The 20,951-nt window shown below is 44.3% G+C and carries 20 protein-coding genes; 11 read left to right on the top strand and 9 right to left on the bottom strand.

Features of this window, described 5'->3' with window-relative positions; genetic code table 11:
• Positions 1–127 precede the first annotated feature (127 nt).
• Positions 128–676 (top strand): TetR/AcrR family transcriptional regulator, encoded by a 549-nt coding sequence (locus H5993_RS00305; RefSeq protein ID WP_204775774.1) that lies wholly within the window; start codon positions 128–130, stop codon positions 674–676.
• A 205-nt stretch (positions 677–881) separates the two neighbouring features.
• Here the strand turns inward: H5993_RS00305 and H5993_RS00300 are convergent, their stop codons facing one another.
• The 6 genes from H5993_RS00300 to H5993_RS00275 form a co-directional block, all read right to left on the bottom strand.
• Complete coding sequence (locus H5993_RS00300; RefSeq protein WP_204775773.1) at positions 882–1,700, bottom strand: TIM barrel protein; 819 nt, start codon at positions 1,698–1,700, stop codon at positions 882–884.
• A gap of 96 nt (positions 1,701–1,796) precedes the next feature.
• Entirely contained in the window at positions 1,797–2,555 is a 759-nt protein-coding gene (locus tag H5993_RS00295; RefSeq protein ID WP_204775772.1) for an ABC transporter ATP-binding protein, read from the bottom strand.
• Positions 2,548–3,474 carry a FecCD family ABC transporter permease gene (locus H5993_RS00290; protein ID WP_204775771.1) on the bottom strand — a complete coding sequence of 309 codons (927 nt, stop codon included), beginning with the start codon at positions 3,472–3,474 and terminating at the stop codon, positions 2,548–2,550. The genes H5993_RS00295 and H5993_RS00290 overlap by 8 nt, the downstream gene beginning before the upstream one ends.
• Before the next feature lie 2 nt (positions 3,475–3,476).
• The gene (gene isdE / locus H5993_RS00285; protein WP_204775770.1) at positions 3,477–4,358 is read right to left on the bottom strand and encodes a heme ABC transporter substrate-binding protein IsdE; all 882 of its coding nucleotides are present in this window, start codon (positions 4,356–4,358) and stop codon (positions 3,477–3,479) included.
• Positions 4,359–4,435: 77 nt separating this feature from the next.
• Complete coding sequence (locus tag H5993_RS00280; protein ID WP_180870902.1) at positions 4,436–5,218, bottom strand: NEAT domain-containing protein; 783 nt, start codon at positions 5,216–5,218, stop codon at positions 4,436–4,438.
• Positions 5,211–6,950, bottom strand: coding sequence for an NEAT domain-containing protein (locus H5993_RS00275; RefSeq protein WP_204775769.1), 1,740 nt, complete (start codon positions 6,948–6,950; stop codon positions 5,211–5,213). Before H5993_RS00275 ends, H5993_RS00280 begins: the two co-directional genes overlap by 8 nt.
• 238 nt (positions 6,951–7,188) lie before the next feature.
• Here H5993_RS00275 and H5993_RS00270 point away from each other — a divergent pair, with 238 nt between their 5' ends.
• The 5 genes from H5993_RS00270 to arsC all read left to right on the top strand — a co-directional run bounded on the left by H5993_RS00270 (position 7,189) and on the right by arsC (position 10,803).
• On the top strand, positions 7,189–7,740 hold the full coding sequence (locus tag H5993_RS00270) for a hypothetical protein (RefSeq protein WP_204775768.1): 552 nt from the start codon (positions 7,189–7,191) through the stop codon (positions 7,738–7,740).
• A 253-nt stretch (positions 7,741–7,993) separates the two neighbouring features.
• The gene (locus tag H5993_RS00265; RefSeq protein ID WP_204775767.1) at positions 7,994–8,533 is read left to right on the top strand and encodes a YagU family protein; all 540 of its coding nucleotides are present in this window, start codon (positions 7,994–7,996) and stop codon (positions 8,531–8,533) included.
• A gap of 127 nt (positions 8,534–8,660) precedes the next feature.
• Positions 8,661–9,419: an NADPH-dependent oxidoreductase gene (locus H5993_RS00260; RefSeq protein WP_204775766.1), complete on the top strand. Its 759-nt coding sequence runs from the start codon at positions 8,661–8,663 to the stop codon at positions 9,417–9,419.
• 19 nt (positions 9,420–9,438) lie between these two features.
• A complete protein-coding gene (locus H5993_RS00255; protein ID WP_204775765.1) occupies positions 9,439–10,302 on the top strand; it encodes an aldo/keto reductase in 864 nt (287 codons plus the stop codon).
• Positions 10,303–10,383: 81 nt separating this feature from the next.
• Positions 10,384–10,803, top strand: coding sequence for an arsenate reductase (thioredoxin) (arsC, locus tag H5993_RS00250; RefSeq protein ID WP_204775764.1), 420 nt, complete (start codon positions 10,384–10,386; stop codon positions 10,801–10,803).
• A gap of 256 nt (positions 10,804–11,059) precedes the next feature.
• On the opposite strand, the gene brnQ is transcribed toward arsC, so the two are convergent.
• Positions 11,060–12,451 (bottom strand): branched-chain amino acid transport system II carrier protein, encoded by a 1,392-nt coding sequence (gene brnQ / locus H5993_RS00245; RefSeq protein WP_204775763.1) that lies wholly within the window; start codon positions 12,449–12,451, stop codon positions 11,060–11,062.
• 755 nt (positions 12,452–13,206) lie between these two features.
• On the opposite strand from brnQ, the gene H5993_RS00240 reads away from it, so the two are divergent.
• The 5 genes from H5993_RS00240 (at position 13,207) to H5993_RS00220 (ending at position 17,736) form a co-directional block, all read left to right on the top strand.
• Entirely contained in the window at positions 13,207–14,328 is a 1,122-nt protein-coding gene (locus H5993_RS00240; RefSeq protein ID WP_204775762.1) for a vitamin B12 independent methionine synthase, read from the top strand.
• A 291-nt stretch (positions 14,329–14,619) separates the two neighbouring features.
• Positions 14,620–15,279 (top strand): amino acid ABC transporter permease, encoded by a 660-nt coding sequence (locus H5993_RS00235; protein WP_180870885.1) that lies wholly within the window; start codon positions 14,620–14,622, stop codon positions 15,277–15,279.
• Positions 15,260–15,943, top strand: coding sequence for an amino acid ABC transporter permease (locus H5993_RS00230; RefSeq protein WP_204775761.1), 684 nt, complete (start codon positions 15,260–15,262; stop codon positions 15,941–15,943). The genes H5993_RS00235 and H5993_RS00230 overlap by 20 nt, the downstream gene beginning before the upstream one ends.
• Entirely contained in the window at positions 15,943–16,683 is a 741-nt protein-coding gene (locus tag H5993_RS00225; protein ID WP_204775760.1) for an amino acid ABC transporter ATP-binding protein, read from the top strand. Before H5993_RS00230 ends, H5993_RS00225 begins: the two co-directional genes overlap by 1 nt.
• A 204-nt stretch (positions 16,684–16,887) precedes the next feature.
• Positions 16,888–17,736 (top strand): transporter substrate-binding domain-containing protein, encoded by an 849-nt coding sequence (locus H5993_RS00220; protein WP_180870879.1) that lies wholly within the window; start codon positions 16,888–16,890, stop codon positions 17,734–17,736.
• Between the two features lie 360 nt (positions 17,737–18,096).
• Here the strand turns inward: H5993_RS00220 and trpS are convergent, their stop codons facing one another.
• Entirely contained in the window at positions 18,097–19,113 is a 1,017-nt protein-coding gene (gene trpS, locus H5993_RS00215) for a tryptophan--tRNA ligase (protein WP_204775759.1), read from the bottom strand.
• Between the two features lie 253 nt (positions 19,114–19,366).
• On the bottom strand, positions 19,367–20,617 hold the full coding sequence (tyrS, locus tag H5993_RS00210; RefSeq protein ID WP_204775758.1) for a tyrosine--tRNA ligase: 1,251 nt from the start codon (positions 20,615–20,617) through the stop codon (positions 19,367–19,369).
• Positions 20,618–20,951 lie beyond the last annotated feature (334 nt).

Genomic DNA, 20,951 nt, shown 5'->3' with positions numbered 1-20,951 from the left:
TAATTAATGGGTACTTGACGACTGATCATTAAATAGTGTTAACTTAAGTGAGAGGCAAAAAGGGCCCACCTAGTTAAATAACTAGGGAGCCCTTTTAAATTTTTTTGGAATAGGGGAGATCTTTGCGATGAAGATGAATCGGACAGTGCGTGATTTTGAACGTGCCTTAACAGCACTGTTGGAGGAGCAACATTTTGAGAAGATTACGGTGAATGAAATTTGTGAAGAAGCCTTACTTCACCGGAGTAGTTTTTATCGATATTTCCGGGATAAGTATGACTTGCTAGAACAAACGATTAAACATCGTTTGAATATTTTGGTTGAAAAGTCTGAAACTGAAGATAATTTAATTGAAGCCGTAGTTGATTCAGTCGCAGCTCATAATGGGTTTTACAAAAATTTAACCCGGAGTGGGAGCCGGGATTCCTTGTATACGGAAGTTTTGCGGATTTATAGCGAAATTTTGATGGATATCAAAGAAAATGGTCCGAAAAATACGATAATTTATAAGGCATTGAATACTACTAAGCAACCAAAACTTTTAGCTTATAGTTTAGGTGGTGCAATTATCGGTACTTTTTATTGGTGGCAAAATCAAAACTTTGATGTTCCAAAGGGTGAAGTAGTAAGCTTCTTTAAGGAAATTGTTGATATGTATTCGAAGGCTGATAAATAAAGCCTAACAACCTAAGATTAGTTCAAGAGGCCGGAAAGAAACTCGTGTTTCTTCCCGGCCTCCTCTCTTCTTTGTTATCTCTGAATATGACTCAAAGTGGCATTTGGCTTGCAAATCAACCTTCATCCTTATCTTTTCCAGGTCTTCGTGAAGTTTTTCCCAGCTTTCTTTAGTTATATCTAAGGTTTATCCAAGTTGTCGTTCCTTACTTCACGAATTGTTTCAGGTACTCATGGCTTGCCAATTGTTCAGCACAATTACCTTGGTCTTTGAGGTTGATTTCGTAAATATCAGTGGCTTTTGGATTAAGGGTCGGCAATACTCGTTGCCAGTCAATCTTACCTTTACCGAGTTGAAGACTATCGTGGGTTTGGCCCATTGAATCGACTAAGTGGTAGTGGACAATAGCTGGCTTAACATGATTGAGGCTAGCAACTAGCTTGTCATTATTGCCGTGGACACTAATAAAAGCGTGGGAGACATCGCAAACTAGCCGGTAGTGATGATCCAAAATCGTTTGTTCAACTTCTGGGTCACCATAGAAAAAGATAGGTGAAATGGAATTTTCAAACATCACATTATCACCACCGATTGCTTGGAGCCGATCTAACATTTGGAAGTTAAGTTGCCGGGCACTGGCCAGGTCGGGATAGTAGGCCAACATTTCGTCAAAGCCATGTTCACTATCGTAAGAACCATGAATTAAGGCTTGAATGCCGAGTTCCTGGGCAACTTCGATGAGGGTAACTGCGGTCCGGTGAACGAAGTCGTATAATTCAGGAAAAACTTTTTCTGGCGTGATGAGTTCAGTATGGTGGCCTTGAAACTTCATTGGTTGGTGAAGAATGATGTGCTGAATCCCTTGGCTTTGAACCAGGCCAATCATTTTTTTAAGGTGGTTAAGCCCTTCCGGAGTGAAGTCTGGAACGTCCGTGAAAAACTCAAAGACTTCCGGCCGGTGTCGTAGCCGATCCATAATTTGGGCGGGGTCAGAACTTGCTTTTAAACCAAGCATTGGAAACATAATCAAACCTTCTTTATGAGATTAATTTATCTTTATCATAAGCCTTTGCATGAGAAAGCAAAAGTCACGTGGACAAGAAATTGCTCTGAGTGGCCGTTAGTATTGGACTAAGACGGGACCATGATCAGTTTGCACAAGATCACAATTAATTTTAAAGGTTGAAGCTACTCGCTCAGCGGTCAGGACTTCATCGGGAGTGCCCGTAGTAATTAATTGACCGTTCGCAAATAAGCAACAATAGTCACTATATCGCAAGGCTTGATTAAGGTCATGAAGGATCATGACGATAGTGAGGCCGGTCGATTGGTTAAGGGCTCTCAGTTGTGCTAAAAAACGAGCCTGGTAATGGAGATCGAGGTAAGTTGTAGGTTCATCCAAAAATAGGTATTGGGGATGTTGGTTAAGAGCTAAGGCTAACCAGACTCGTTGGGCTTGGCCCCCAGATAATTGGTTAACCAATTTAGTTGCTAGCTCAGTGAGGTTGAGCTGTTGTAGAATCGAGGCGGTATTTTCGTTATCGGGATCACTAAAAAGCGTTGATTGATAAGGAAGTCGGCCTAGCTGGACTAGGTCTTTAACCGTTATTTCATCGTAAAGTTGGTGTTGCTGTTGAACGATGGCAATTTTTTGGGCACTCGTTTGGGCATCAAGTTCCCAAAGATCTTTATCATCCAAGAAAACAGTCCCGCTAGTTGGTCGTAATTGACGAGTTAGTAGCTGAAGAAGAGTCGATTTTCCAGAACCATTGGGCCCTATGAGGGTAGTGATTTGGTGTTCTGGAATGGTGATTTGTAAGTCTTGAATGAGGTTTGGTTGACCAGGGTAAGCGAAAGTTAGGTGTTCAGCTTTAAGCATTTTGCGGACCCCCTTGCAAAATACCAATCAAGGCTGGCCCCCCAAAGATCGCTAAGAGCGCCGCAGCTGGTAACTCGCTTGGCCGGACGATCAAGCGACCAACCGTGTCGAAGAAGAGTAAGAGCCAACCGCCAGCAAGCATGACGAAGGGAAGAAGTCGGTTATAGTCATGACCAACTAGGCGGCGACCAACGTGAGGAACGATAATACCGATAAAAGCTAAGACACCAATGCAGGCGGTCGCGGTGGTGGCCAAGAAAACCGCTACGAGAAGCAGTCCCCGCCGGAGACGCTTTGGAGATTGCCCCAGGGAAATGAGTTGAGCATCGTCAACTTTGAGATAATTTCCCCACGGGGCTAAAATAACGGCTAAAACTAGACCGCTTAAGCCTAAAACCGCGAGGGTTAAGGTACTCGTCCAGGTCACGGTCGCAAGGGAAGTACTGGCGGTTCCTGGCAGGGTTGGAATTAGGTTAACTAGGCCGGAAAACATTGCGTTAATAGCAACTCCGACTAAGATTAGCCGGTAAGGATCCATTTTGGGTTGGAAACGAACGAGAATTTCAAAAGCGACCAAACCACCAAGAAACGCCCAGGCAACTCGGTTTAAAAAGATCCCAGGAATTAAGAGGCCGCCGATTAATTGAAAAAAATTAGCGCCGGTGGCTACCCCCATAATTCCGGGGTCAGCAATCGGGTTTCGTAGCGCTGCTTGAAAGAAAGCCCCACTAACCGAAATGGTAGCGCCCGCTAAGAGGGCCGCTAGAATCCGGGGAAGGCGGATATTAAAAAGGGTATTTTGGTTCGTCGTGGTTAGATTCGTTAAACTAAAGTGACTAGCACCGTTGGTAAAGGCCAATCCTAAGGTTAAAACTAAGAAAATTAAAAGGCTGAGATAGGTTAAAGTTATTTTTTTCATTGTTATTTATTTGGGTAGAGCCATTGACTGACTTGCCGTAAAGCCTTTGGCGCTTCCATATTAGCTGAAGCGTTAAAGGTTGGTTGCTTTAAATCATATACCCGGTGATTTTTGACGGCGGGCATGTTCTTCCAAACCGGGTTTGTTTGGAATTCCTTCTTAAATTGTGGAATCGTGACTGATGGCATGGCGTGGGACAAACGGAGGATTACGTCTGGATGCTTGGTTGCTAAAGTTTCATTGCTTGGGGAAAGATAAGTTTGACCTTTAGAAGCATAAACGTTTTTTCCACCAGCAATGCGCACGAGGTCCCCAACGTAAGAGTGGTCCGTCGCAATTAAATAGCCAGCTCCTGGCATCCCCATTAAAACTAAGACCCGGGGGTGCCGGCCATGTTGGCGGCCCTTAACTTGGCTAATTGCCTGGTTGATTAACTTAATTTGTTGGTTAGCTTGTCGGGTCCGGTAATATTCTTTCCCTAGCTGCTTTAAGGTCGTCTTTAATTGCCCAACCGTATCAAGTTTGAGGTAGGTAACCGGAACGCTTTGGGCTTTAAATGATGAAGAATATTGATCTTTTAAGGTTGAAACTGCGTAAACCTTTGAGGGGTTTAAAGAAGCGATCTTTTCCACACTGGGTGACATGGGGCTACCAACATGGGTTACGTTTTTATAACGACTTGGTAGTTTTTGTGAAGTCGTTGGCACGCCAACTAAGTCAACATCCAACTTATCAAAAATTTCAGTAATAGCATCTGTGGTCGCGACGATCCGTTGGCTTTGAGCAACTTGTTTGTTGACAAAGTAGCGAATTGCTACGGCACCACCGCCGATAATGACTAACAAACTAACAAGAATAATGATTAAGCGTTTGCGAGAATTCATAAAAGGCCTCCGAAAAAAGGTGATAAAGTAACACCGCTGATAATTCAAACGAACCAATCAGCGGTGAATTTTGGTTATTAATGCCGAGGGAGCTTCTTCTTTGCGTTAACGACAAAGTAGGTAGCAGCCGCAATGATAATGACCAAACCAAGACAACCGCCAATTAATACATAGTAGAACAACTTTTGGTTCCGGTCGTTAGCTGCTTGGGCTTGAACATTTTGCTCTAAGGTCTTTTTAGCAAGACGACTTTCCTTTTTACTAGCAGCTTGGGATTGGGACTTTGCTTGGGCGTTTAATTTTTTAAGCTTTTGTTGTAATTGGGGATCATTTGCCCCCGCAACACTTGCAGCTTGACTACTAGTTCCCGCGCTACTGGTTTGAGTACTCCCAACTTTAGCACTCTTCCCGTTTAGGGCTGGGAGTTGGCTAGTATCAAACTTGAAACTAATGTTGTGGTTGGCAGTATAGACATTGGGGATCGAAACGTAGATGGCACTTGAAATTACTCCGTTAAGTGATTTAGCGGTAAAGGAGTAAGTATAGTTGTATCCACCATCACCTTGGGTTTTCGAAACGTTTTGGGGTGCTTGACCATTAATGCTATTGACAGTAACGGGCCATTGACCAAGGTTTGCGGCCGTGTGGATGGTCATGGTCACCACGTATTGGTTTCCAGAAACCGTTACTTGTGCCGGCCGAACGTAGTAGCTACTAGCCATTGAAGTTTCGTTCGTTCCGTATTTTAAGGCCTGGTAATTAACGTTAGCGGCGTTAGCTGAAGTAGCGGTAAACAGACCGAGGATGGTAAAAACCGCTACTAACAACCACCGATACCAGAATGACTTGGTTTTATTCATCGTAGTAATGTCCCTTCGTTTTCTTCGTAAAGCGGTAGTTCCAAATCATCGTTCCACCAATGATTCCTAAACCAACAAGCATAAATAAGATCATGGTAGAGATGATTGGGTAATCGATCAGCGATGCTTGGACGCGATGCTTAATCCCGTGGGGAACGGCATAACGAGCAAGCAACTTTTGGGCAGCTTTGAGGTCAAATGGTGTAATTGCAGCCGCGTTGACCGCTCCAGGAGTGCTGGTAATATTACTGGTGATATCGCCACCAGTATTTCCGCTAATTGCGCCGTTAGCACCACCACCAAGGGCTGCAGTACCATTACCAGTACCGTAGCCAGAAACGTTACCACCACTTTTAGCACCATGGAAGTCAAACCAAACTTGATAATTTTGAGCGGGCATATTTAAAATGGGCACGCCAACTAAGATTTGACCAGCCGTCCGTTGGTTTAAGGCGCTGGCGTTACTAATGTGGAAGGTATAAGTCCAGATATCCTTACCCCCGCTTAGGTGATGGCTTTTACTAGTGATGGGACCAGCGGCCATTGAAACCGGGGAGAAAGTTGCTGCTCCGTGGGCAGCTTGGATGGTCATCGTAACATCAAAGCCACTGGATCCGGTTTTAACAACGTGAGCGGTATGTGTATAGAAAGCATTGGCATCTGAAAGGCCACCCTGGTCTTCCTTGTAAACAGCATAACCAATGTCTTGGACTTGTTTGTTTGGATCGATAACGTTGCCGTTATTTTGGTTAGTAACAACTGTTGGGGAGGTTGAAGTTGAATTTTCACCTTTGAAGGCGGCTTGATCCCAGACTAGGTAGGCGGATTCATCCTGGTTACCTAAGATTGCTAACTTAAAGGTTGCGAGAATGCCCCCTTTTTCGTATTGAGCCTTGGTTAAGGTAACAGTGTAGTTAGCGGCATCGTCATGGCGGTTAGTTGGTGAAATTACGTGCCCGTCAATTGAAACTCCTTGATCGGCATTAAAGTATTGAAAACCAGAAATCAGGTGGAAGGTTAGTTGGTAATTATCGCCAACCGGTTTAACCGTAACTTGTTTGTCAAAGAATCCAGCGGCTTCGGAAGTCTTAGCAGGGTTATCTTTGTTTAAGACAGCGAGCGGCTTAGTAAAGGTCGTACTAGTTGCTTGGGAAGTTCCAGTTTGCGAACTGTTCGAATTTTTAGTGGATTGTGAGGAGGAGCTGGTGGCTGCGGAACTAGTTGAGGAGGTCGAAGTGGAATTTGAGCTAGTGCTACTACTGGAGCTGACTTGTGTAAGCTTGCTCATATCAACTTTTAAGTCAGCCTTTTCATTCATGGTATTTCCCATGATATTAAGGTTCATATCAACCGTATACTTTCCACTAGTATTCGGAAGATCAAAGGTAACAGTAGCCTGATTATTGGCTTGCTTTTGGATCTGGGCCGCTTGCCCGCCTTCAATTTGCAGCTTTTGAACGAAGTTGGCGCCCCTTGGCATTGTCAAAACTAATTGATATTGGCCATTATTGTTTTTAAGTGTGGCAGTTGAATCAAAAAAATTTGCCGCATCGGAACGGTCATTGGTCCCCTGCTTTAGAAAATTTGCCGTTGTTGAAACGGCAGTCGAATCATCAGCTTTGACTGCTACTAAAGGGATTAGATTGACGGCGGTTACTCCGTATGATCCAAGTAAGCCCAAAAGTGACACTGATGTAATCACTCGATAGGCAATTTTGACCCCGGACTTCACTGAAAACGCCTCCTTAGACTTTAAAGGATAAGATTATCTTAAGTTTAATCGTTCGCTTACTTTATTTCAATAAAATTTCGCATTTATAGGTAATAATCCTAATCTTTCAATAGTTAGACTGCGCTTTTAATCGAAAGATGACATAATCATCACAATTTAAAATTTTATAATCTTTAAATTTTTAGTTACTATGCAGAGGATGAACTATGTATAAGAAAAAATTTAAGAAGGCGGCATTTTGACGGTTTCGGTTACTGGATTGGCTGCTACTACGGGCTTTGTTGCTAATCAGCCGTCGATTCATGCTGGCACAACAAAAACTACCGCCATTAACCAATCTACCGATAAACAAAATATGGTAACGAGGGATCGAAATAAAGTGACGACTGCTCAGAGTGCGGTAGCGCAAGTTAGTTTTTTAAAGTCTGGCGATCAAGGTCAAAAAACTAATAAACCTTCAGAATTGAGTTGCATGTTTAGCGGTTCAGCTGACATTAAAACTGATGAAACTGCGGTAAACGTAACCATTCATTCGACCAACATGGCCCACATGATTAGTAACTTCCACTTAGAAAATGAAAACCTTGATTTTGTAAAAGCAAGCCAAGTTTCTACAAAGAGTACGGCAGATTGGCAAGTAAGCTTAGCTAAGAACGCGGATTTACCAACGGCTGCAGCAACAAGCTATCTTCTTGGGGTGACGATTAATACTGAGGTACCAGGGATGCCTACGATGAACGAAATGTCTGGTTTAGCTAGCATTAATGAGCATGCTAGTCATGCCAGTTAAAGGGTTAGTGAAGTAATTACTAAATAAGTTTAAATTAAATTAACTAATAAATTGAAAAAACGGGGTTGGTGATAAAGGGCCAACCTCGTTTTTGATTTGAAATTGGTGCTTCAGATAAGGAACCGACCTCAAACCTGACCAAACCGGTAAGCAATGTCAAATCATTTTATGACAAAGGGTTGACATAAAGTAAGTGAATCCCTATACTAATCAATCGTGAGTTTAATCACAAGAGAGGAAGGAATTATTCATTATGTCAGAAAAGATTTCTAAGGGACGCCAATTTTGGCAATCCGTATGGGTTGGAATTATTGCCGGAATGATTTCCGGAATGGTTAAGATTGGGTGGGAAAAGATTCTCCCACCCCGGACGTTAGCACGGGACGCTACGAATCCGCCGCAACATATGTTACAACAATTAGGAGCTTCCGCTAAGTTTACTCACACCTACGTGTACTATAATACGGATCAAAAGGTGTTCTGGGTTGCTTTAATTTTGCACTTTAGCTTCTCAATTTTCTTTGCTTGGTTATTCATCTACTTGGCCCAATTCGAAAAAACTAAGTGGATTGCGGCTTGGCAAGGAGCCCTTTATGGGATTATTATTTGGGTTGCTTGGCACATCATTATTATGCCAGCCTTCGGAACTACCCCAGCTCCGTGGAACGAACCATTCGCAGAACATTTCTCCGAATTCTTCGGCCACATTGTTTGGGCTTGGGCAATTGCGGCAGTTTCCTACTTTATGATCGCAAAATCAAAGCATTCAGACCTTACTACTAAATATTTATAATGGCTATTAATTACAGGAATTCGACGAATGTCGGTTCCTGTTTTTGTTTTACAAAAATAGTTGACGTTGATCTTTAATCGGTAGTTTAATGTTAGTGAATGACAAAAAGTAAGTGGAGGTTTTAACAATGATTCATACTACAACCACAGATTTAATTGCTAACCACCGCACGATTCGGTCTTTTAAAGACCAAACCTTGTCACCAGAACAACTAGAAACCTTATATACGGCAGCAAGTCATACTTCGACGAGTATGTTTCTACAACAATTTAGTATTTTGCACGTTACGGATCTGGCCAAGCGAGCGGCAATCCGGGCGATTTCGGGTCAACAATATATTGGCGCAAACGGGGACCTGTTCGTATATATTGTTGACTTGCACCGGAATCAACAAATCCGTCAACAACTGGGCTTTGATGATGGGCGTCTTCACACCTTTGATGTTTTTATGCAGGGGGTTGAAGATACGGTCTTGGCTTTGCAAAACACGGTAACAGCTGCTGAAAGTATGGGCCTTGGCGCCGTAATTTTGGGATCGGTTAACGATGATCCAGAGCAATTAGTAAAGGTGCTTAATTTACCAGCATTAACCTTCCCAATCTTAGGCCTGCAAGTTGGAGTGCCAAACCAAGAACCCCAATTAAAACCGCGGCTACCAATTAACCAAATTGCCTTTGAAAATGAATATCCAAGGGACTTTGATGTTCGTAGTTTGGCTGATTATGATAAAATCGTTCAAACTTACTATGATTTACGCAATGCTAATCGGCGGATTGATTCCTTTACTAAGCAGATTACGGGCAGTAAGTTAACCAAGCAGACCATTGAGCGCGATAAGTTAGCTGGGCTTCTAAAGCATCAAGGATTAGCCTTAGATTGGCAGTAATTTAGAAAGGAAAATAGTTATGACTTTAGAAAACGTAAATTCACCATTAAAGCTTAATAACGGGGTTGAAATTCCGTGTGTTGGTTACGGAACTTTCCGGACAGACCCAGCGGTAACCGCTCAAGCGGTAAAAGACGCCATTCAGGCCGGTTTCCGCCACATTGATACGGCAATGATTTACCATAATGAAGAAGGGGTTGGCCAAGGGATTAAGGCGTCTGGTGTTGACCGGAAGAACCTCTTTATTACGAGTAAACTTTGGAATACGGATCGTGGTTACGAATCGACGAAGGAAGCTTTCCAAAAGAGTTTGGATCGTCTAGGCTTGGATTACCTCGACCTTTACTTGATTCACTGGCCAGCGAACGAAAAGCAATTTGGCCCGGAAGCCTCTAGGATTAACGCTGAAACTTGGCGGGCAATGGAAGAACTTTACGAAGCCGGCAAGATTCGGGCGATCGGGTTGAGTAATTTCATGCCGCACCACGTTGCTGAATTGATGAAGACGGCCAAGATTAAGCCAATGGTTGACCAAATTGAAGTTCACCCAGGTTGGTCACATAGCGAAGAAATTAAGAAGATTCAAGCGATGAATATCCAAGTTGAAGCTTGGGGACCGCTTGGGGGCCAAGGGGCCACTGTTTTGACTAATCCAACAATGGAAAAGATTGCGGCCGCCCATGGAAAAACCACGGCTCAAGTTAGTCTCCGTTGGGTAATCCAACAAGGCGTTTTGCCATTACCAAAGTCCGTCCACGTTAATCGGATAAAGGAAAACATGGACGTCTTTGATTTTGAATTGTCTGATGCTGAAATGGCTGAAATTTCAGCTTTGAAGGATCTTGGTGGGCAATGCAAGGATCCCGATGAAGTTGATTTCTAATGGTGATAGTTAATTAACCGCTAGGTAAGTAACTTTACTTAGTGGCTTTTTGCATCCAATCATGGAAACTAGGAGCAAGACATGAAAAAACTTTACTTTCTCTGTACGGGAAATTCATGCCGGAGCCAAATCGCTGAAGGGTATGCGAAAAAGTATTTCCCGGGAAATGAATTTGAAGTCCGGAGTGCGGGGACCCAGCCAGACCAACTCAATCTTTTAGCAGTTAAGGTTATGCAAGAAGATGGGGTGGACATTAGTCAGCAATATGCGAAAGCAATTGATCCAGCTTATCTTAAAGATATTACCTTGGTGGTGACGCTTTGTGGGGATGCCCGGGATCATTGTCCAACCTTACCAACTGGAGCCCAACACCTCCATTGGGCTTTACCTGATCCAGCTCAAGCGCAAGGAACGACGGCTGAATGCTTAGTGGTTTTTCGTCAGGTTCGGGATGAAATTAAGCGCCGGATACTTAAATTGAAAGCGGAAATGACAAAGTAGAAAATGATTTAGGAAGAAACTATCAAGACCACTAATTTAAATAAAGGTTGAAACGTAGCTAACACAACTTTGAGTGCAGATCGTTTGTCCACATATCGTGTAATAAGTAGTAGCCGACTGCAAGGCGGGTAGGGCCCACTTGGTTACTGCTTTGACCTTAGTTGCTGACTAATATTCGGAGATGAAAAGAGAGGGGCTGGGAAGAAACGTGCGTTTCTTCCCAGCCCCTCTTGTGTTTTACATTTATTCAGAAAAGTTAATCCTCATCGTCAACCCGGGCTGGTTGTAAAGCGACCTGTGGTTGAGGCTTAACAAAGTGAACAGCTAAACCAAGAACTAAACCAACGAGAGCGGGAACTAACCAAGATAGGCCAAGAGCTGATAGTGGTAGCATTGCCCGCAAACTAGCGACGCTTTGACCAAAAGCACTAGCGGAAACCACTTTCGGGAAGGAAACGACCATGTCACCAAGGGCGGGGACAACGGTGAAGAGAACGACAAAGAAGTAGATGCGACTGTCCCGGTTAAAGAAGTTTGAGAAAACGGATAAGAGGATCAAGACCATGGCTAAGGGGTAGAGGAACATTAACATCGGCGTGGACCAGGCGATGATTTGTTCCAACCCAAAGTTAGCGGTTCCAAAGGATGCCAAGGTCGTCAAGGCTAACCAAGTGTGGTAAGAAACTTTGGGAAAGTGCTTGTGGAAGTCTTGGGCAAAGGCCGCAACTAATCCCACGGCGGTAGTTAAACAAGTAACCGTGATTAAGACAGCAAGGACTACTTGACCGAAGGCACCACCATAGTAGTGAACAATTTGAGTAAAGGCAACCCCACCGTCAGCCGAAAGCTTAAAGTGACCAAGGGACATGGCCCCAGCGACAATTAAGAGAAGGTAGATTAATCCTACTCCGGTCATGGCTAATAAGCCGGCCTTAGCAACAACTTTTGAAACATCAGTACTCTTCTTTTGGCCCATTTGCCGAACAGCGGAAACTACCGTTACCCCGAAGGCTAAACCGGCGAGGGCATCCATTGTGTTGTAACCTTCCAAGAAGCCATTAACAACTGCACCGTGAGTATAAGCAGCCGTTGATGTTGCATGCATTGGATTGCCCATTGGCATTAAGAAAGCAACCAAAAACATCAAGAATAACAGTGCTAAGAACATGGGATTCAAAACCTTCCCAACGTTAGCAAGAATGCTATTTTCGTGGTAAGAAAAAGCGAAGGCTAACCCAAAGAAGACAACGGAGAAGACTAACAAGGCTAATTTTTGGTAGTGGGCGGGCACAAATGGGGCGACCCCAACCGTGAAGGAAACAGTCGCTGTCCGTGGGGTCCCAAAAAGAGGACCGATCGTTGCGTGAATCAAAACCATAAAGGTTAAGGCAAAGCCAACTCCTAGTGGGCGCCCAACATCAAAGACCCCTTCGGAACGGGTAACCGCGATTGCCATGACGGAAAGTAGCGGCAATAAGACCCCAGTTACCAGAAATCCTAAAGCGGCTGGACCCCAATGCCCACCGGCTAATTGACCAAGGTGAAGTGGAAAAATCAAGTTCCCAGCCCCAAAGAAAAGACCAAAAAGCAACGAAGCGACAACGAAATATTCACGCCAAGTAAGTTTTCGTGAAGATAATGATTGCATATGTATTCCTCCTATCTTCGAACCCAATGAAAAAAGGCGTCCCGCAATTAGCTTGAACTAACTGCGGGACGCCTCAGCGCGGTACCACCCGTTACTATGGCAATATCACTACTGCCACCTTACTACGTACGGTCAGCAAACTGACGATACGCGTGCACGGTAATGGGTGCCACCACCGAACCTTGGCTGGCTCGGACTCGAAAGTGATTTTCAGTTTAAATCGTTCCTACCCCCTCGCACCAATCGGGGTTCGCTGCTGGTGAAATAAACTTACTCTTCTTTCTCATTGTGTTCGAATGATTTAAGTTGGCTCTAATCTTAGTTAATTTTTCTCTAATCGTCAACCTTAAAAGTGAATTTTATTTTATTTGTTTTAAGAAAGGCTGATAAATCAATACTTTTAGGTGGAAATAAATTTAAATCCAGGAAGAATATTTGCACTTAGAAGCAAAAGTGTTATACTTGCTACAAGTCAAAAATTAAAGAACGCTAAGAAAAGATGAGTAACTTTTGGCGCTAATCTCCAGCGAAGTGGAAATGATGGGAACCACGATTAGTTAAAAAGTGAAGATGGTCTAGGAGCGGATCGATTGGCGAATAATTAGCCAATTGCGGTTGGGCCCGTTAACTACCCACAGAATGCTTAGTTCTGTTTGAGTGATAAGTACTAGGGTGGTACCGCACCGAGATTATCGGAGCCCCTTGAGCCGGTTGGTTCAAGGGGCTCTTTTTTAGTGTTAGAAAGGATGATTAGGATGACAGCACCATTTAAGAACGATATTGTAGGGAGTTTTTTGCGGCCACAAGAATTAAAAGTAGCGCGGCAAAAGTATTTTGCTGGTGAATTAGACCGGGATGCTTTAACGGCAGTTGAAGATCGCTTAATTACGGACTTGGTTCAAAAAGAAGTTGATAACGGGCTCCAAGCCGTTACCGATGGTGAATTTCGCCGGAGCTGGTGGCATTTAGACTTTCTTTGGGGCCTTAACGGAGTTGCTAAGTATGATGGGCATGAATCATACAAGTTTCATGGCAAGAAGACGCGGACTGATAATGCGGAATTAGCAGGGAAGGTAGCTTATAATCCAGACCATCCTTTCTTTGCCGCCTTTAAGTTCTTACACGGTCTGGCTCAAGAGCATGGGGTGGTAGCTAAACAAACGATTCCATCACCGACGATGCTTTTCCGTGACCATCGCTCTGATAACTGGCCAAAGTTTTATGATACCCGGGCAGATTACTTAACTGATCTTGCTAAGGCCTACCACCAAACCATTCAACACTTCTATGATTTGGGTTGTCGGTACCTTCAAATTGATGATACGACCTGGGCATTCTTGATTGCTAAGCTCAATGATACGAAGGAGCAACCGGAGGAACACGCCAAATATGTTGCTTTATGTGAAGACGCGGTAACGGTAATCAATGGTGCTTTGGCTGGTTTACCAGAAGATTTAACGGTCACGACCCACATTTGCCGGGGAAACTTCCGCTCAACCTTCTTATTTGCCGGTGGCTATGGACCAGTAGCGAAGTACCTTGGGCAACTTAATTATGATGGTTTCTTCTTGGAATACGACAATGACCGGTCCGGGGACTTTTCTCCCTTGGCGACGATTTGGAACCAACGGTCGAACATTACCTTGGTCCTTGGCTTAATTACTTCCAAGGATGGGGCGCTTGAAAAGCCAGCTAAGTTAAAGGCGCGCTTAAAAGAAGCAAGTACTCACGTGCCGTTGACCAATCTTGCTTTGAGTCCGCAATGTGGGTTTGCTTCTACGGAAGAAGGAAACTTGTTAACTGAAGACCAAGAATGGGCCAAGGTCCGTCTGGTAAGGGAAGTTGCTGAAACAGTTTGGCCAGGAGCTTTTCAATAATTAGTGGTTTCTCATAAAAAGTAAGCTCAGGTGGTTGACATTTGTCGATCAAACGACTAGGATTAAACTTAAATTAAAGATCAATGAAAAACAGGAGGAAACGAAATGGTTTGGGATTCCCAAATGCAAATGATGACGATGCCGTGTTGTTGTTCAAACAACCGGTTATTTGGGCATCCTCAAATTTCAGCGTTCCGAAGGGATCATTAGGTTAAAACCGATGATTTGAAAGCACTCGCTGTTCCGTTGGGGATAGCGGGTGTTTTTTTTCTTTGAGAGGAGGAGAAGCTTTTGAGTTGGTCAGTGATTGTCCAGAGCTTACCGACGTTTGAAAAGGCGTTGTGGGTAACGATCTGGATGTCAGCAGTTGGGATTGCCTTAGCAGCCCTGGTTGGGTTAATCGTTAGCTTAGCTGAGTATTTCCGGGTTCCGGTTTTGCGGCAGGTCCTAACAGTTTATGCAGAAGTGGCGCGGAATACGCCGTTGTTGTTGCAATTATTCTTTCTTTACTATGCCTTTCCGGTATTAGGCTGGAAAATGTCAGCTACAGCCTGTGGGATTGTAGGCCTAACCTTTTTAGGTGGGGCCTACATGGCTGATGGCTTTACCGGGGGCTTTGAGGGGGTAAGCAAAACTCAGATTGAAAGTGGTAAGGCCCTGGGGATGAGCGATTGGCAGCTTGCTCGGTACGTGGTTTTCCCGCAAGGGTTAGCCTTGAGCGTACCGGCCTTTGCTGCTAACGTGATCTTCTTGATCAAAGAAACTTCAATCTTCTCCGTGGTGGCGATTCCAGAATTGACGAATACGGCCCTGGACTTAATTGGCTTGTACTATCGGAGCAACGAGTATTTGTTAGTTTTAGTTTTAGCCTATGCCGTAATTTTAATTCCAGTAATTCTGTTTTTAGATTGGCTTGAAAGGAGGGTTCGCCATGGCGCATTCGGGAATTAACGTCCTCTTTGCGGGACATAATTTTGCCCGGCTAATGGGCGGTTTATGGACCTCAGTTTGGATCGCCGCTTTGTCGATCCTCTTTGGCGGAATTTTAGGAATCCTTTTTGGCTTTTTACGGACCCGGTCGAACCGTTTAGTGAAACTGATCTTTCGCTTATATCTTGAATTCTTCCGGATTGTTCCAACCGTTGTGTTATTGTTTTTGGTTTACTATATTTTGCCACGACAATTTAATGTAAACTGGCCCGGAACCTGGATGGCGGTGCTAGCTTTCACGCTCTGGGTAGCTGCCGAGTACTCTGATATTGTGCGCGGCGCTTTGGAGTCAGTTCCAAAACACCAAATTGAAGCGGGGGAAGCTTTGGGGCTAAATGATCGTCAATTATTCTGGTACGTTTCTCTTCCACAAGCCTTTCAATTGGCTTTGCCCGGAACGATTAACTTGGCAACCCGGGTGATTAAAACCACTTCTTTATTGATGTTGATTAGCGTAATGGATGTGATCAATATTGGCCAACAAATCATCGAAGCGAATAACAACGAACATCCAACCACGGTTTTCTGGGTTTACGGGTTAATTTTTATCCTCTATTTTATCGTCGATTATCCTTTATCCTGGTGGGAACGACGGTTGCGAAAGAATAGTAAGGAGGTTAAGTAATGGCAACTGAATTAATGCGGGTTGATCATTTAGACAAGTATTATGGTGACTGGCAGGCTCTGCATAATATTAACTTTTCGATTCACGAAGGAGAGGTAATTGCTTTAGTTGGGCCTTCGGGTTCCGGAAAGAGTACCTTGATTCGAACCCTAAATGGTTTGGAACCTTATCAAAAGGGGACGATCACTTTTGAAGGAAAAAAGGTGACTCCCGATAAGGTAAGCTGGCAAAAGCTACGCCAAGAAATTGGGATGGTTTTTCAGAGTTATGATTTGTTCCCGAACTTAACGGTGATGGGCAACATTCTCTTAGGACCAACCAAGGTTCAAAAACGAGATGAAGGCGAAGTGAAGGCAGAAGCCCAAAAGTTACTGGAACGGTTTGAATTAGCGGATCAAGCTGATGCCTATCCGCGGCAACTTTCTGGGGGACAAAAGCAACGAATCGCAATTATCCGGGCACTGGTTATGCATCCCAAGTTGATGTTATTTGATGAAGTTACCGCCTCGCTTGACCCCGAAATGGTTCGGGGAGTCTTAAACATTATGCAAGAACTAGCCAAAAAGGACCACATGACAATGATCATTGTGACCCACGAGTTGACCTTTGCCGCTAAGGTTGCCGATCAGGTCCTGTTCCTTGAAGATGGCCGTCTCCGTGAAACCACTTCTGCCAAGCAATTCTTCACCAACCCCCAAACCGACCGGGCCAAAGAGTTCTTGGCAAGTATGGATTATTAAGAAAACTGTTTTGCCAAGTTGAGGCGATGATAAGAATAAAATACTCGCTAAAGTCAACTTTAACTGGATTTGAGATCATGTACTTATCTAGAGCGTCAACCCTAGCAAAGCCGGATTGTGCAGAATGTTACCTCAAACAAGTTGCATATTCCATAAAGTAAATAATTTACAATTAAAACACTCATTATCTGAGGAGGAAAAATCATGAAATACCTTAAGCGAATTATCTTAGTTGTTGCGAGCCTAGTCCTTGCTTTATCTGGTCTTTGGGCAGGCTTAGCCGCCAACCAAACCCATGCCCAAGCGGCGGCCAATCAATCTTCGGTTGCTGCCATTAAGAAGCGGGGTGTAATTCGGATTGCTGTTTTTGGTGACCTCAAGCCATATGGTTGGGTGAACCAAGACGGTAAGCGGGTTGGTTACGACGTTTACTTAGCCCGTCAAATCGGGAAGGACCTTGGGGTTAAGGTCAAGTTTGTTCAGGTTAACGCTAACAACCGTGTGGACACTTTAAACTCTAACAAGGCCGACTTGGTCCTTGCTAACTTCACGGTTACTAAGGAACGGAAGCAAATCGTTGACTTCGCTAAGCCATACATGAAGGTTTCAGTGGGGGTCGTTTCCAAGAAGAGTCACCCAATTACTAAATTAAGTCAATTGAAGGGGAAGAAGTTAATCATTAACAAGGGGACGACGGCCGAAAACTACTTCACACAACACCAAACTGGCGTTACCCAATTGAAGTTTGATTCCAAGACTCAACAATTTAACGCTTTGAAGCACGGCCGGGCGCAAGCTTTAGCCGATGACAATTCTTACCTTTATGCTTGGGTTAAGAACAATCCATCTTACACGGTAAGTATTAAGCATCTTGGAGCCCAACAATCCATTTCACCAGCCGTTAAGAAGGGAAACAAGTCGCTTTTAAACTGGACAAACAAAGAAATCACTAAATTGAACAAGAACGGGTTCTTTGAAAAGGACTTTAACCAAGAATTGAAGCCATATTTCGGGAAAGAAGTTAAGGCTAACGATATTATTTTAGAAAAGTAAATGAAGTCGAGCCTGGGAAGAAACTCGTATTTCTTCCCAGGCTCTCTTGCATCTCCGAAGGTTACTCAGTAACTAAGGTCAAAAAGCACGGCCTTAGCGGATAAGTGCGAACGAAAGGCCGATTCTAATGAATCAACCTTCGTTCTTCTTATCCCAACCAGGCCGTCAAGGAGCTTTTTTCCCAACCTCTAGCTCCTAACAGAAAACCACCCATCTAGTCGGAGATGATTAGATGGGTGGTTTTTGCTTTAAGATTATGCAGTCATTTGGTAGAGGATGGAGAAAAAGCTCCTCCAGTTCCGCTTCAAAAGCGATCCTTGAGATAAGCTGACCGCCATGAACCTGGCTAGTATCGTATGTTTACTTAAAATAATTAATTCCCATTGCGTCCTTAACCTCATCGAGGGTCTTAGCGGCAACCGCGTTAGCAGCGTCACTGCCAGCTTTTAACATGGCGTAAACAGCGGCAGGGTCCTTGGCAAATTCTTCCCGGCGTTGGCGAATTGGGGCAAGTTCGTTATTTAAGACTTCCAGCAAGTAACGCTTGATCTTCACGTCACCTAAGCCACCGTGACGGTATTGGTCCTTTAATGCTTGAACCTTTGCCTTGTCCGGATCAAAGATGTCTAAGTAGGTGAAAACAACGTTACCTTCGACTTGACCAGGATCTTCAATGTGGATGTGGTTCGGGTCGGTGTACATTGACATGACCTTCTTTTTCAAAGTGGCTTCATCATCAGCGAGATAGATGGCGTTGCCCAAAGACTTACTCATTTTGGCGTTCCCATCCAGCCCAGGAATCCGGCCCTGGCCCTTTGGTGGGAAAACCCCTTGCGGTTCAACTAAGACATCCCCGTAGATGTTGTTAAAGGTCCGGACAATTTCCCGGGTTTGTTCAAGCATTGGTTCTTGGTCGTCACCAACGGGAACAAGTTCCGCCTTGAAAGCCGTGATATCAGCTGCTTGGCTAACTGGGTAGGTTAAAAAACCAGCGGGAATGGAGTGATTAAAGTTTTTTTGTTGGATTTCACTCTTAACCGTGGGGTTCCGTTCCAACCGGGAAACTGTAACTAAGTTTAGGTAGTACATGTTTAATTCGGAAAGGGCCGGAATTTGGGATTGAACGTAGATCGTTGACTTCTTAGGATCCAAACCAACGGCTAAGTAGTCCAAGGCCACTTGTAAGAGGCTGTTTTGAACCTTTTCAGGATCACGAGCGTTATCAGTTAACGCTTGTTGGTCGGCAATCATGATGAAAGGCCGGTATTTGCCACTGTTTTGCATCTTAACCCGTTCTTTTAAAGAACCAACGTAGTGGCCAATATGAAGCTTTCCGGTGGGCCGATCCCCGGTTAAAACAATTTTCTTTGCTGTCATAATAATCTTCCTTTCTAAGTAAACAAAAATCGCCCCGCGCTCGACTGAGCGTAGGACGATTGGACCGCGGTGCCACCTACTTTGCGAAATACTTCGCCACTTTATGCGGGGTGATTCAACTTTCGCCGTGGTCCACTTCGGTCTACCAGGCGGGCTTTTCAGCACAAGAACCCATCTCTGTTAGGTTGGCGACCTACTCTAACACGGTGCAATTAATTTTGATTATAACTTTTTAGCTTGGAAATGCAAGCCTTTAGTCGACCTTGGCTAGGGTGTAGTTCTTCTTCCCCCGCCGGATGATGACGTATTTGCCATCAAAGTGATCAGCAGGGTTAATAGTGGCTGCTTCGTCAGTAACCTTTTCGCCGTTAACCCGGATGGCCCCGTTCTTTACGTCTTCGCGAGCTTGGCGCTTGGATGGTTCAATCTTGGTATCAACTAACCAGTCGATGATGTTCTTTGGTTCCGCACTAACTGCAACGGAGGGAGTACCTGCAAAGGCTTGTTCCACTTCATCAACGCTCAAGTCTTGGACGTTCCCCGAGAAGAGGAGTTGGGAAATCTTGATGGCTTGTTCCGTGGCAGCTTCCCCGTGAACGAAGGTGGTAACTTCGGCAGCTAACCGTTTTTGTGCTTCCCGCTTCCAAGGTTCGGTCTTTACTTTTTCAGCTAAGGCGTTAATTTCGTCTTGATTTAAGAAAGTAAAGTACTTCAAGTATTTGATAACGTCCCGGTCATCTTGGTTCAACCAGAATTGGTAGAACTCGTAAGGGGAGGTCTTCTTTTCGTCTAACCAAACGGCACCCCCAGCGGTCTTGCCAAACTTGGTGCCGTCAGCCTTAAGCATCAATGGGATTGTTAAACCGTAAACTTCAGCGTCAGCCCCTTCCGTCTTGTGGATCAGGTCAATTCCGGAAGTGATGTTACCCCATTGGTCCGAACCCCCAATTTGAAGTTGGACGTCGTTGTGCTTGTAGAGGTGCAAGAAGTCAACGGCTTGGAGGATTTGGTAGGTGAATTCAGTAAAGGAAATTCCGGAAGCTAACCGACTAGCCACCACTTCTTTGTTTAGCATCGTGTTGATGTTAAAGAGCTTCCCAAAGTCCCGTAAGAAGTCAATCATTGAGAATTGACTTAACCAGTCGTAGTTATCAACAATGGTAAAGTTTTCGGTGCCAAAGAGCTTAACCATTTGGGCGGTTAAAGCCTGCTTGTTGTGTTCCAATTGGGATTCGGTTTGCAGGGTCCGTTCCGTCTTCCGGCCGGATGGGTCACCGATGGCCCCAGTTCCGCCACCAATGATGATGACGGGATGGTGACCAGCTAATTGGAACCGCTTGAGCATCATAAAGGGAATTAAGTGCCCAATGTGGAGACTATCACCCGTTGGGTCCGTTCCGCAATAAAGGCTAATCTTTTTTTCACTAGTTAACTTTTTGAGTCCTGCTTCATCCGTTACTTGGTTTAAGGCGCCGCGCCATTTTAATTCATCGACGATATTCATATTCAGATCCTCCGTTGATTTTGGCTTTCGGGTTAATAAAAAATCGTCCCATGACATTTAGCCATGGGACGATCTTAACCGTGGTACCACCCAACTTTGTACTTAACGTACCTCATTTTAACCCGATTCAATTTTAGCTTTTCGCTGTAATTCGTTAACTAGCTGTGCGGTAACTTCCAGCGCCGTTACCTCTCTTTGTCAGGGAACTAGCTAACTACTTCGACGAAAAATAGTTAAGCTCATTAAACAATGTTTGGGGCGGGGTGTCAAGAGAAAAAGAAGGAGTTTCCAGCGGGAATGGCGATCATTATTAAATATTGTTTTTTGCACCCAA

This window comes from Limosilactobacillus alvi (assembly GCF_016900115.1).
GTDB classification, from domain to species: domain Bacteria; phylum Bacillota; class Bacilli; order Lactobacillales; family Lactobacillaceae; genus Limosilactobacillus; species Limosilactobacillus alvi.
This window is presented reverse-complemented; position numbering and strand designations above follow the sequence as displayed.